This window comes from Hyphomicrobium sp. (assembly GCF_041659645.1).
In the GTDB taxonomy this organism is placed as follows: domain Bacteria; phylum Pseudomonadota; class Alphaproteobacteria; order Rhizobiales; family Hyphomicrobiaceae; genus Hyphomicrobium_B.
The window spans coordinates 1,110,734-1,121,394 of sequence record NZ_JBAZXX010000001.1 but is presented as its reverse complement, the minus strand read 5'-3'; the positions used below and the strand labels follow the sequence as shown (position 1 = coordinate 1,121,394).

Genomic DNA, 10,661 nt, shown 5'->3' with positions numbered 1-10,661 from the left:
ATGAACATCATGGGCATCAAGCCGCTGATGGCCGCGATCAGGGCGTGAGACAGTGGCTCGGACCGAAACCTGTCCCTGTCCACTGCGGGCAATCATCCCCCGCAGCGTTTTTACACGACCAAGACCCAGATCGGACGCGCATCGATGGCCATGCGGTGCGCGGTGCGCCTCATAAAGCGCAGTGCGGAAAATATCTGTGTCAGCAACGGTCGTTTACTTGGCAACTGCCAAGCACTCGACTAGCGTTCGAGCAGATTTGTCCGCGCCGGGGGGTTGCAATGCAGGTTTTCAAGTCAGGCTTCGTGGCCGCAGTTATGATGTGCGCACTGTCGGCGACGGCTCAGGCGGCCGAATGTACGAAGGTCGCAGCCATTGGCGATAACTTCACCCACGATTTGGCGGTGCTGTTCTCCCACAACGCACTCAAGAACACGATCGCCGGGAAAGGGCTTGTACCGAAGGGCCCGGTGAAAACCACCTGCAATTCAGGCGGCGCGATGATTGAGTGTTACTCCTCGCAGACGGCCTGCAAGGGCGGAACGCCCGCGGCCTGCTTGGGCCCCTGGCTCTGCTTCTGAACGCGGAGTTAGACGTGGACGCGTGACGCTTGGGCTACTTTGGCCCGAAGCAGACACTTGTCCCCGCTCTCTCTTTTGATTGCGCCCGGCGCTCGCGTTCCGCGAGCCGGCCGACCTGGGCGCGTGTAGCGTTGCTCTTCGGCTAGAATTCTTGATAGCGCGCATCCGGAGCCGTGCTCGACACGTCGGTCGCGCTGCCCTCGGCGCTCTTGTCCGTCATCTGAAGCTGCGCGAGCTGAGACTTGAGCGAGGCGATGTCCGCTCCGATTTTGCCCGCCGTCTCGTCGCAGGTCGTCCGCGCCTGCTGCATCGATTTGGCGTCGATCTTCTGCTGGAGCGCGGCCTCCTTGGCTTTGCCCGAGACGTCCTTCGAGCCAACGCGCGGGGCCGTACAAGTTGCACACGAAACCGCCGCGATCATGCCCCGCCAACTCCCCGCCAGCCTCCAAAACCATACCGGGCGCGTACGAACACTTCCCTCACGCCGTTACACGCTTCGCAAAAAAATTTGAGCACCGGGCATCCCGCGCTTTGCGGCCGGCACGCCGGAGGCGAGTCGCAAAGCGCCATGAAAAACTAAACCGGGCGGATTTCTCCGCCCGGCTGAAGTTCTAGTATGCGCGGGTCGACTACGTTTGCGGGAGCCGACCGCGTCGATTTACGGGCAGACCCACACCGGCCCGACAACGACGCATCCGCGCGCGCGCCAGCCATGGGGACGCGAATGATAGCGGTGCCACCCGCGATACCGGTCACCGCCGCGATAGCCGCGATTGTGCCGCCAGTTTCCGCGTCGGTAATCGCGCCCGTGCCTCATGTGCCGATTGCGCTTGTAGTCTGCGAGCTCGATGCCGCTGTGGCCATTGCTCAAGCCGCCGACCGCAGTCGAAGCGGGGGCCGCAGAAGCCGCACCCGCGGCACCAAACACGGTGCCCAAGGCCAGCGCACTGATGATCAGAAGACGTTTCATCCCTAGGGTCTCTCCTTTTGTCGGGATTGCAGGGAAGCAGCCTGGGGCACAGCCGGGCTGCATCGGATGCGCGGCGAGATCTGCCGCGGCATAATGAGATAACGCGCTCGCGGGGGAGACCCGGCGCTCAAAATGCAGTTTGAACGCTGTCTTTACGTTGATTTTCGAAAAGAAATTACGCGCTACGCACGGAACTTTTTCACGCCACCGAAAATAGACCTCCGCTTCTCTCTTGGATTGCGCCGGGCGACTCTCCTTTGTCCAACCGGCCGCCCGCGCACTCAAATAAACTTATCCTCGGGTCGTGCGGCTTGCGCGATAATTCCCTCACCCATCCGGCAAGGGCATCGCGCGAGGCGTCGCGCGGCGCTCGGGTGGGGCAGCCTCACCCGCTCGCGTCACGCGCGCGATGCGGACAAGGCGGAAGGCAGGTCCGCACGGCATGAGAGAAACCGTGTGCGGAAAAACCCGCTTCATTAAGTGACCTGTCGGAACCCTGTTCTTTGGCTGTCACGGAGCGGACCGGTTCCGAGACCAAACTTGCGAAGACCCGACGCCGCGGAACCCGTCCGCTTCGTGCTTATGTCTTTGGCGCAACCGACTCTCGTTCTGAGAGCCGGCCGGTTGCGTATGCCCGGTTCCTCGTTCGAAAGAAGCAACATCAAACGCGCCTGGCGGCCGGCTCCCCGCAGGGGAGTCGTCAGGCGCAAGCATAGGAAGCAACACGCCCTCAAGATTCTTCCCCTGCGGCCATCCGCGCGCGATCCCCGCTTCGACGAACAGGTGTCACAGGCTACAAGCAAAGATGAGGGTTCGGCGCCCGCTGTCCGCGCTCAGGCGGCCCGCGCCCGGAGGAAACAAAACGTCCGCGCCTGGCGGCCGGCTCTCGGAACGAGAGTCGCCCGGCGCAAACAAGAAGAGACCGCATGCGGTATTCACTGATCATCTTCGATCTCGACGGCACGCTCGCCGACAGTTTCCCGTGGTTCCTCGGCAGCCTGAACAACGTCGCCGACGCCTTCCGCCTGCGCCGCGTCCCCGAGGACGAAATCGAGCCCCTGCGCCGCGCCGACGTCCGTGAAATCCTCGCCCATCTCGGCGTGCCGCGCTGGAAGCTGCCGTTCATCGCCCGCCACATGCGCCGCCTGAAATCGACGCAGCTCGCGACGATCGCGCTCTTTCCAGGCGCCGACCAAATGCTGCGCACGTTGAAAGAGAGCGGCGTGACGCTGACGCTCGTCAGCTCCGACAGCGAAGAGAACGCCCGCGCCATCCTCGGCCGCGAGACCGCCGAGCTGTTCTCCGATTACAATTGCAGCGCCGCCCTGCTGGGCAAGGTCGGAAAATTCCGCCGCGTGATCAAGCGCGCGGGCGTCGATCCCAAACGCGTACTCGCCATCGGCGACGAAGCCCGCGACCTCGAAGCCGCCCGCGCCGCCGGCATCGACTTCGCAGCCGTCACCTGGGGCTACACCGCCCCCGAGAAACTGCGCACGCTCAACGCCGACATCGTCTTCGAGCGAATGGGCGACATCGTCCCGAAGCTTATCCAAGCGGCTTGATCATCAAATGCGGAGCCCTCAAAACCCGGAAGTTGCCCGCCGGGTTTCGAGAGCCGTCAGATCGTCAAACAGATGGACTTATTTCTTCGGGCACCAGGATTCCGTCGAAGACTTGCATGACGTCGAGTAGCCCTTCTGCAACTTCTCCGACGCAGCCCATTCTTTCGTATCGATGCTATTGTTGTTGTCCGTATCGATCGCAGAGAACTCCGGTGCCGGAACGAGCTTCACCTTCGCCACGTCATCATACTCCGCGCGGCTGATGGTGCCGCTGCCATCGGTATCGAGGGTCTTAAATTTCCCACTCCAATCGTCCGCCGCCGCGTAGACGGTAGAGGCGACGACGAAGGCGGCCGCGAGGGGCAGCAGTTTCTTGATCATGCGTTTTCTCCCAACTTCAATGATTATCGGTGTTTGTCGCGCGGTGGCTGGATAAGGCGTGTCCCCCGGCGAGCCGCAAGCAACGCCTGCGGCATGGCGGCAGGCAATGGGCCACCCTGGCAAATCGCGTCGGGAAAGTTGGCAACCCGGTCGCGCGACGCTTGCTCAGCCGCCACCGCATTCGCAGAAGTATGAGGGCCGCCTCGCCACGCAATCCCCGGACGGGTCAGAAGAATTCGGCGAGCAACGCGCTTGCAGCATTTGAGATGCCGACGATCTTGTTCGTCGCCTGACGATACAGCATGAAATTGAGCTCCGTCTCCGGGCGACCGTCTTTCCAATGGCAGAATGCCTTAAGCTGGCTCCGCCCCAACGGTGTCTTGGCGAGCGCGACCCGCCGAATCGTGATGCTGACGCGCGGCGTTTGCCGCACGATTCCTGGGGTCTTCGGCGTCGCTTCAGCCGACGTCACGATGCCCCGCGCGATGAGTCCCTGCCCGCCCTCGTTCTCGCTCGCGAACACGAATATCGTATCGCCCGCCCCGATGAGCTTGCCGCCGTACATCGTCTTTTGCGCGGTGAAGGAGAAGGTCTTCGCACGCGCATCGCGAACCTCAGCCTTGATCGCAAATGCCATGCTGTGCTTTTCCGGATGGTCCGATGATGAGCATGTTCAGGGCGCAGGCGCTTCCCCCGCGCCAACAAGCATACCCAAAAAATCTTATCCCCGCACCGCGCCCGTCGGCGATACTGCTCATACCCATCCGGCAAGGGCATCGCGCGTGGCGGCCCCCGCCCCCCCCAGCGAAGGCGGTACTCCGCCAGGCAGAGTCGGATGACGCCCTTCTGCCGAGATGACACCCTCGGACGAGCTTCTATTTAATAACCATAGCCGCCATAATAGCCCCGCGGGCCAACATAAATGCTGACGCCCGGGCCATCGTAATAGCCGTAATCGTTATCGCGATATCCGCGCCAGCGATAATCGTCATTGCCGCCATACCGGCGTAGCTGCTCGCGATCCCCGCGGTTCAAATACCGCCCTTGACGCTCTTTCGCACGCGCACCTTCGACGCCGGCAATAGAATCGGCCTGCGCCGCCGGCGCAAAAACGGCCACCATGACTACGCCGCCAACGAACGCCGCCCAGTTACATTTCATCGTCGAACTCCTTGTCCTCCGCGCTCCGGCGATTTGTCAGCCGTCTGAGCGACGTTGCGATCTGATGTTCAACGCGCCCGTCGCGTCTCCGTTCCGGCGCAACCGCTGTCACTACGTCGAGTTGCGCTTCGTCAATGCGAGCCCAAGCCGACTGTGACACATTCATTTTTGCTTTTAGACCATTGAATTGGGGCCAAATCGATGATCGAACATTCCGGGCAACCGAATGAAATTACGGCAAAATCGATAGGGATATTGGGCCTTATCGCGCTGATAGGCATGGCAATTGCGGCGCACACGTCGCTCGCGGCCGCGCAGCAGATGGATGCGCCGCCAACCCTTCGCGATGAACCCGGCAAGGCAGAATCAAAACGTCCCGATATTGAAACCGGCAATATCATCGCCCGCAAGCTCTGCTCGACCTGCCACCTCATCGGAGAGCCTGCAAACGCGCCGGTGCCGAGCGACGTTCCGGCATTCGCGAGCATCGCAAACCGGCCCGGTCAGACGGCCGATCACCTTTCAACTTGGCTCACGCGTCCGCATCCGCCGATGCCGAACCTTGATCTCACGCGCATGGAGATCCGCGATCTTACTGGATACATCCTGTCTCTCCGCACAGAAAAATAACAACGATGACAGGTCAACGAGGAGGAAAAAATGATAAGATCACGCGGTAAAATATTTTTGGCTGTCGGCATCGCTACCGCCCTCGCCTGTTCTCTACCGCTCTCGGCCCAGGAGATCGGCGACGCGCATCACGGGCATATATTCGCAACCAAGTATTGTACCGAATGCCATGCCGTCGAACCCGGCGCTTCATCCTCGCCCAATCCCGCCGCGCCGAGTTTCACGAGCGTCGCCAAGACCTCGGGTATGAACGGGCGCGCTCTCGCCGCGTGGCTCGATTCTTCGCACCCGACGATGCCCAATTTTGTACTTCGCTCGAACGATCGGAATGATGTCGTCGCTTACATTACGAGTCTGAAGGAACGCACGCCGGACTGACATCGTCGAGGCCCCGCCTATTCCCTTCCGCTTTCCGTCGATCAATCGGCCCCACGCGCTCGATGTCGAAGTGAGCGGCGAGATTTAACCCCGTCTCAACCAAAGACGTCGCGAAAGCTCGATCCGGCAAGACAGCGCGCTACGAGCCAAGTAGGCTGCGTGCGAATTTAAAGTGGATCCAGCATGTCTTGCCGCCTCGCTCTTATGACTTTGATCGCCATGAGCAATCTCACCGCGCCGGCACGCGCCCAAGCCTCGCTCGACGCGACGCTCGATCCTATCCGTGTGAAATACGCGCTCCCGGCGCTGGCCGCGGCGGTGGTGAAGGAGGGAAAGCTCGTTGCCGTCGGCGCTGTCGGCGTCCGCGTCGCTGGCACGAACATGGCGGTCACCGTCGATGATCGCTTCCACCTCGGCTCGGATACAAAGGCTATGACCGCAACGCTCGCGGCGATGATGGTCGAGGAAGGCAAGCTGCGCTGGAATTCAACCATCGGCGAGGTGCTCGGCGCCGACCTTCCTAATCTCAAGCCGAAGTTCGCCGCGATCACTCTCAAAGAGCTGCTCTCGCACACGAGCGGCATCCCGTCCGACAACGACGAGATCGGCAAACTCTATTTCAGCGCCGATGCCTACGATCACCCGTTGCCCCAATGGCGCCTGCATATGATCCAGGCCTGGGGCTCGAAGCACGATCCCAGCTTCCCCGCGTCAGGCAAGTTCCATTACGCGAACCTCGGCTACATCACCGCAGGCGCCATGATCGAGAAGGCTGCGGGCGAACCGTGGGAGCGGCTGATGTACGAACGCATTTACGAGCCGCTCGGTCTCAAGACGGCCGGCCTCGGCGCTCAGGCGACGTTCGGACTCTACGACGCGCCCGTCGGCCATCGCATCGACGACAAAGGCAAGCTAACGCCGTTCCCGTGGGGCGAGCCTGCGGATCTGCCCAGTTCGCTCGGACCGGCCGGATTAGCACACATGAGCATCAAGGATTTCGCGACCTGGGCCGGCTGGAACGCCAGCGAAGGCAAGCGCGGTCAGGAACTTATCAAGCCAGAAACGCTCAAGCTGCTCCACACGCCGGTGGTCGAGATGGAAATCAAGGACCCAAAGCCGGGCACGCCGAAATCGGGAGCCTATGCTCTCGGCTGGGGAGTGTCGAAATTCGCCTGGACGGACAAGCCGATCCTCACGCACAATGGCTCGAATGGCTTGAACTTCGCCTCCATCGAGGTCGACGTCGATCATGATCTCGCGATTGTGGTTACGAGCAACATTGCCGGCCCCAACGTCGACAAGGCCTCGCTCGAAGTGATGAAAACCCTTTATGAAACGTATGTGAAATAATTTCTCGCATGAGGCTCGCTAACGCTCATGAACCTTTTTCTTCCGTTTTGGCAGCGCCTGCTCGTCACCGTCGCCGCCATGCTCGTGGCAAGTTGGATCGCGGGACTTATCTGGCACGCGATCTTCAACTTCCCCCTGCCGAGCTATGTCGGCGGCGTAGTCGGCGGCCTCGCGGCGTTGCCTCTCTGGGATGTCCTGAAACGAATCCGGCCGAACTCACCCTAATCTTCGCGCGTGGCGGTGGACTCGCGGAACGCGAGCCGTCACGCCTAAAGGGAAAGTCGTTAGATCGGCAGAACGGCGCGGATTTGGTCTTCGTACTGCTTCACGGCGTCAAGCGCCCGGTTCTTCATCACTGGATCAACCTCGACCTGCGACGTAAAACCCTCGATCGCCTCGCGGGCATTGGTCACGATCTGCGTTGCGGCGTTCTGCGGGCTCATCTCCCGACTTACGATCTTCTGAAGAAGCTGCGTAAGGATGACGCCCGTGGCGAGCGACAACCCGGAAAGCTCCGCGATCTCGCGCTTCAGACTCGCGATCGTCGCGTCTGTGTCCGTCGTGTCAGCCATGGCCGAATCTCCCTTCATTCGCCGAATTTACGGCCGTTTGCTAATACCCCACGGTAAAGAGCGCAAGAGACCTCTGTATCGCAACCCAGGCCAGTGCGCACGCGCGGCGGCCATCTCAAGGACTCTCGCTTGCCGCCGACACGGGGAACGCGTGTCGGAAGCGCAAACGGCATAGCCCGAAATTCGCCGGAAATGTTCGTTACGACTGGCGGCTGCGGGAATTGTGTCAGCTTCGATACGGGTAAGAGTTCTTCATGCGCGAGCTAAAGCAGTCCACGGGCGTCGGCCGCACACTCTCCATTCCACGTACAGCAACGATCGAAGGCGGTATTGACTATCCCGGACCGCTCGTTGTCGAGGGCACCGTCCTCGGAGACGTCAATTGCTTGTCGCTCATTGTCGCCGAACGAGGCGTCGTCGAGGGCACGATCAAGTCCGAGATCGTGACGGTGATCGGCGAGGTTTCCGGAGAAATTTTCGCCAACGAGCTGACGCTAAAAGCCGCCTGCCTGGTCAATGCCGACATCGTCCACAAAAGACTGTCCCTCGAAACCGGCTCGTTTTTCGAAGGCAAGTCCCGGCGGCACGACAATCCGCTGCAATTGGTCTAACCGGACATCCTTCCGTCAGCCACCCACCCAACTAAAACCTCCATTCGCAAACAAAAATCCCCTAATTCTCCTGAAAAGGGCGATACTCCCTTAAAGACTTGTGGTGTGAGATCCCGATCCGACCCAGGGAGGATTTTCGATGCTGTCACGCCGACATTTTTGTTGCAGCGGCGCCATCGCGGGCAGTCTGCTGACGTTCGACCGTGCTTTCGCGGCCGACCAATGCACCGCTATGACCCCGGACCGCCGGGCGGCGATCAGCCCGGATGATGCCCTTGCCAAGCTCAAGGCCGGAAACGAACGCTTCGTTTCACGGAACATGCGCAACTGCGATCTGATCGAGCAGGTCCGCGCGACAGCGGGCGGACAATTCCCGTCATCCGTCGTGATCGGATGCATCGATGCTCGCGTACCGCCTGAACTGGTGTTCGATCAACGCATCGGCGACATTTTCAGCGCTCGCGTCGCCGGTAACGTAATCAACGACGACATCGTGGGAAGCTCCGAATTCGCAACGAAGCTCGCTGGCGCAAAGTTGATTGTCGTCCTCGGACACAGTGAGTGCGGAGCCATCAAGGGAGCCATCGACAATGCCGAACTCGGCATGCTCACTCAGCTACTCGCAAAGATCGAACCGGCAGTGGAAGAGGCGAGCAAAAACGCGTCCGGAGATCGCTCCTCGAAAAACAAGGCATTCGTCCAAGAGGTCGCGACGGCGAATGCCAAGCTCGGCAGGGAAAAGCTGACGACGATGAGCGACGTTCTCCGCGACCTTGTAGCCGCGAAACAACTCAAGATTGTCTCGGCGATGCATGATGTCGCCACGGGCCGCGTGACCTTTATCGAATAACCACGGCCTCCACGCCAAAACGACCGCGCGCCGAAACGCCGCCCGTGGAGTCGGCCGCATCGCGCCATACCTGTGAGCCGGCGGGTTACACAGTTGAGACGTTTCGCGACCGACACCGCGAGGCGGCGTCGATGCGTAGAGGAATAGACCCCACACCTTCTCCAGGCTGTTCCCAAGGGAACAGCGCAGCCTCGCCCCGCTGCCGGTTGTGACGTAGGATTGGCCCAGTAATCGTCTGCGGAGGGCGCCGATTCATGCCGAGGGTTCTTATTACCGGAACATCGTCCGGATTCGGGCTGACCACGACAGTCGAACTCGCCAGGCACGGCTGGGATGTGATCGCGACGATGCGGGACCTCGCAAAACGCCGTGAGCTGGACGAAGCCCTGCATAAAGCGGGTGTGAGCAAATCAGTTACGGTCGGGCAACTCGACGTCACCGACTCCCAATCGATCGATCGTGCGGTTGCCGATATCGACCTGCCAAATCGATCGCTCGACGCCGTCGTACACAACGCTGGCGTTGCGGTCGGCGGCGCCTTCGAGGATCTCGCCGAGGCAAACATTCGCCGTGTCATGGAGGTCAATTACTTCGGCGTCCTGGCGCTGACGAAACGACTGCTGCCGGCATTCCGCGCCCAGCGCCGCGGCCGCATCGTTATCATCTCAAGCGAATCGGCCTTCGCAGGACAGCCCGCGAACTCGCCCTACTGCGCCTCGAAGTGGGCTGTCGAAGGATGGGCTGAATCGATAGCCTACGAGGTCGAGCACTTCGGGATCGACATCATTCTCGTCGAGCCCGGTCCCTACCGCACGAGCATCTGGGAGAACTCGCCGCGCGTGTTCCCGAAGGACAGCGCTTACCTTCCACTGTTGCGACACCTTGAAGTGACTGTCGACGCCCTTGTCGCCAAGACCGCGGGCGATCCGATCGACGTCGGCAAGGGCGTCGCAAAAGCGCTGGCCGCCCGCCATCCACGGTTTCGCTATGCCGTCGGCCCGACGGCCAAATTCAACCACTTCGCGCGCGGCAAGTTACCGAGCACGGTCGTCCGCAAGATCATCGGCCGCTTCTTGGGCCTCAGCCGCGTCCGCTGGTAGCGCGGAGACGGCCCACAACGATCTCCGCACGCAAAAAACCCGCCACCGCGGACAGAAGCGGTGACGGGTTGAGCTATATTCCCGGCGCGAAAGCGGCCGAGCCAATTACTTTTTGGTTTCGCGCTTGTACTGTTCGATGTCGGCCTGCGTCACTTCGCTCGACTTACCGAGCGCGTGGATGCAGTCGTCGGTCAGCATTTTGCGATGTTCGCGCATGCACGAACGCGCCGCTTCCGTACCGACTTTATGCTGGCTGCAATAAGCGGCGAAATCGGAGCTGCATGCGTCTTTAACGGCCTGACTGACCGCGAACGCGCAACCCGATGAAAGGGCGAGCGCAAATGCCGCCAAAACCGCGACCCTCTTCATATCTTCGTTCCTTCTCAGTGAAACCCCGTCACTTAACGGAAATGCAGCCGCATTGTTCCGCGGTCAAGAGCGACAAACAGAATCGCAACAGCGCAAGAGCGATATGTTGATCGCCTTTGCCTTGATTGCATATCAGAAAACTGTTCTTG

Annotated in this window: 16 protein-coding genes; 9 read left to right on the top strand and 7 right to left on the bottom strand. The window is 60.9% G+C overall.

What is annotated here, in order from left to right:
• Window positions 1–278: 278 nt before the first annotated feature.
• The gene (locus tag WC811_RS05300) at window positions 279–578 is read left to right on the top strand and encodes a hypothetical protein (RefSeq protein ID WP_372641704.1); all 300 of its coding nucleotides are present in this window, start codon (window positions 279–281) and stop codon (window positions 576–578) included.
• A 142-nt stretch (window positions 579–720) separates the two neighbouring features.
• Here WC811_RS05300 and WC811_RS05295 read toward each other — a convergent pair whose 3' ends face one another.
• Window positions 721–999 carry a hypothetical protein gene (locus WC811_RS05295; RefSeq protein WP_372641703.1) on the bottom strand — a complete coding sequence of 93 codons (279 nt, stop codon included), beginning with the start codon at window positions 997–999 and terminating at the stop codon, window positions 721–723.
• 237 nt (window positions 1,000–1,236) lie between these two features.
• Entirely contained in the window at window positions 1,237–1,548 is a 312-nt protein-coding gene (locus WC811_RS05290; protein ID WP_372641701.1) for a hypothetical protein, read from the bottom strand.
• A gap of 926 nt (window positions 1,549–2,474) precedes the next feature.
• On the opposite strand from WC811_RS05290, the gene WC811_RS05285 reads away from it, so the two are divergent.
• Complete coding sequence (locus WC811_RS05285; RefSeq protein WP_372641699.1) at window positions 2,475–3,110, top strand: HAD hydrolase-like protein; 636 nt, start codon at window positions 2,475–2,477, stop codon at window positions 3,108–3,110.
• Window positions 3,111–3,188: 78 nt separating this feature from the next.
• Here WC811_RS05285 and WC811_RS05280 read toward each other — a convergent pair whose 3' ends face one another.
• From WC811_RS05280 to WC811_RS05270, 3 genes are all read right to left on the bottom strand, one after another.
• The gene (locus tag WC811_RS05280; RefSeq protein WP_372641697.1) at window positions 3,189–3,491 is read right to left on the bottom strand and encodes a hypothetical protein; all 303 of its coding nucleotides are present in this window, start codon (window positions 3,489–3,491) and stop codon (window positions 3,189–3,191) included.
• 226 nt (window positions 3,492–3,717) lie between these two features.
• Window positions 3,718–4,128: a hypothetical protein gene (locus WC811_RS05275; protein ID WP_372641695.1), complete on the bottom strand. Its 411-nt coding sequence runs from the start codon at window positions 4,126–4,128 to the stop codon at window positions 3,718–3,720.
• Between the two features lie 242 nt (window positions 4,129–4,370).
• A complete protein-coding gene (locus tag WC811_RS05270; RefSeq protein ID WP_372641693.1) occupies window positions 4,371–4,652 on the bottom strand; it encodes a hypothetical protein in 282 nt (93 codons plus the stop codon).
• A gap of 201 nt (window positions 4,653–4,853) precedes the next feature.
• On the opposite strand from WC811_RS05270, the gene WC811_RS05265 reads away from it, so the two are divergent.
• The 4 genes from WC811_RS05265 to WC811_RS05250 all read left to right on the top strand — a co-directional run bounded on the left by WC811_RS05265 (window position 4,854) and on the right by WC811_RS05250 (window position 7,235).
• Entirely contained in the window at window positions 4,854–5,282 is a 429-nt protein-coding gene (locus WC811_RS05265; RefSeq protein WP_372641691.1) for a hypothetical protein, read from the top strand.
• 30 nt (window positions 5,283–5,312) lie between these two features.
• Window positions 5,313–5,660 carry a cytochrome C gene (locus WC811_RS05260; protein WP_372641689.1) on the top strand — a complete coding sequence of 116 codons (348 nt, stop codon included), beginning with the start codon at window positions 5,313–5,315 and terminating at the stop codon, window positions 5,658–5,660.
• A gap of 219 nt (window positions 5,661–5,879) precedes the next feature.
• Window positions 5,880–7,010: a serine hydrolase domain-containing protein gene (locus WC811_RS05255; RefSeq protein WP_372641687.1), complete on the top strand. Its 1,131-nt coding sequence runs from the start codon at window positions 5,880–5,882 to the stop codon at window positions 7,008–7,010.
• 27 nt (window positions 7,011–7,037) lie between these two features.
• Window positions 7,038–7,235: a hypothetical protein gene (locus WC811_RS05250; protein ID WP_372641685.1), complete on the top strand. Its 198-nt coding sequence runs from the start codon at window positions 7,038–7,040 to the stop codon at window positions 7,233–7,235.
• A 59-nt stretch (window positions 7,236–7,294) separates the two neighbouring features.
• On the opposite strand, the gene WC811_RS05245 is transcribed toward WC811_RS05250, so the two are convergent.
• A complete protein-coding gene (locus WC811_RS05245; protein WP_372641683.1) occupies window positions 7,295–7,582 on the bottom strand; it encodes a hypothetical protein in 288 nt (95 codons plus the stop codon).
• A 254-nt stretch (window positions 7,583–7,836) separates the two neighbouring features.
• Here WC811_RS05245 and WC811_RS05240 point away from each other — a divergent pair, with 254 nt between their 5' ends.
• The 3 genes from WC811_RS05240 to WC811_RS05230 all read left to right on the top strand — a co-directional run bounded on the left by WC811_RS05240 (window position 7,837) and on the right by WC811_RS05230 (window position 10,143).
• Entirely contained in the window at window positions 7,837–8,193 is a 357-nt protein-coding gene (locus WC811_RS05240; protein ID WP_372641681.1) for a polymer-forming cytoskeletal protein, read from the top strand.
• Window positions 8,194–8,332: 139 nt separating this feature from the next.
• Window positions 8,333–9,043: a carbonic anhydrase family protein gene (locus WC811_RS05235; RefSeq protein WP_372641679.1), complete on the top strand. Its 711-nt coding sequence runs from the start codon at window positions 8,333–8,335 to the stop codon at window positions 9,041–9,043.
• Between the two features lie 254 nt (window positions 9,044–9,297).
• Window positions 9,298–10,143 carry an SDR family NAD(P)-dependent oxidoreductase gene (locus tag WC811_RS05230; protein ID WP_372641677.1) on the top strand — a complete coding sequence of 282 codons (846 nt, stop codon included), beginning with the start codon at window positions 9,298–9,300 and terminating at the stop codon, window positions 10,141–10,143.
• 105 nt (window positions 10,144–10,248) lie between these two features.
• Here WC811_RS05230 and WC811_RS05225 read toward each other — a convergent pair whose 3' ends face one another.
• On the bottom strand, window positions 10,249–10,512 hold the full coding sequence (locus WC811_RS05225; protein ID WP_372641675.1) for a hypothetical protein: 264 nt from the start codon (window positions 10,510–10,512) through the stop codon (window positions 10,249–10,251).
• Window positions 10,513–10,661: the final 149 nt, after the last annotated feature.

Excerpts from the sequence above, each read along its gene's own strand:
- WC811_RS05230 (WP_372641677.1), top strand. The coding sequence starts at position 9,298 with ATGCCGAGGGTTCTTATTACCGGAACATCGTCCGGATTCGGGCTGACC.
- WC811_RS05245 (WP_372641683.1), bottom strand. The coding sequence starts at position 7,582 with ATGGCTGACACGACGGACACAGACGCGACGATCGCGAGTCTGAAGCGC.
- WC811_RS05270 (WP_372641693.1), bottom strand. The coding sequence starts at position 4,652 with ATGAAATGTAACTGGGCGGCGTTCGTTGGCGGCGTAGTCATGGTGGCC.
- WC811_RS05290 (WP_372641701.1), bottom strand. The coding sequence starts at position 1,548 with ATGAAACGTCTTCTGATCATCAGTGCGCTGGCCTTGGGCACCGTGTTT.
- WC811_RS05260 (WP_372641689.1), top strand. The coding sequence starts at position 5,313 with ATGATAAGATCACGCGGTAAAATATTTTTGGCTGTCGGCATCGCTACC.
- WC811_RS05275 (WP_372641695.1), bottom strand. The coding sequence starts at position 4,128 with ATGGCATTTGCGATCAAGGCTGAGGTTCGCGATGCGCGTGCGAAGACC.
- WC811_RS05300 (WP_372641704.1), top strand. The coding sequence starts at position 279 with ATGCAGGTTTTCAAGTCAGGCTTCGTGGCCGCAGTTATGATGTGCGCA.
- WC811_RS05280 (WP_372641697.1), bottom strand. The coding sequence starts at position 3,491 with ATGATCAAGAAACTGCTGCCCCTCGCGGCCGCCTTCGTCGTCGCCTCT.
- WC811_RS05225 (WP_372641675.1), bottom strand. The coding sequence starts at position 10,512 with ATGAAGAGGGTCGCGGTTTTGGCGGCATTTGCGCTCGCCCTTTCATCG.
- WC811_RS05295 (WP_372641703.1), bottom strand. The coding sequence starts at position 999 with ATGATCGCGGCGGTTTCGTGTGCAACTTGTACGGCCCCGCGCGTTGGC.
- WC811_RS05235 (WP_372641679.1), top strand. The coding sequence starts at position 8,333 with ATGCTGTCACGCCGACATTTTTGTTGCAGCGGCGCCATCGCGGGCAGT.
- WC811_RS05250 (WP_372641685.1), top strand. The coding sequence starts at position 7,038 with ATGAACCTTTTTCTTCCGTTTTGGCAGCGCCTGCTCGTCACCGTCGCC.
- WC811_RS05285 (WP_372641699.1), top strand. The coding sequence starts at position 2,475 with ATGCGGTATTCACTGATCATCTTCGATCTCGACGGCACGCTCGCCGAC.
- WC811_RS05265 (WP_372641691.1), top strand. The coding sequence starts at position 4,854 with ATGATCGAACATTCCGGGCAACCGAATGAAATTACGGCAAAATCGATA.
- WC811_RS05255 (WP_372641687.1), top strand. The coding sequence starts at position 5,880 with ATGAGCAATCTCACCGCGCCGGCACGCGCCCAAGCCTCGCTCGACGCG.
- WC811_RS05240 (WP_372641681.1), top strand. The coding sequence starts at position 7,837 with ATGCGCGAGCTAAAGCAGTCCACGGGCGTCGGCCGCACACTCTCCATT.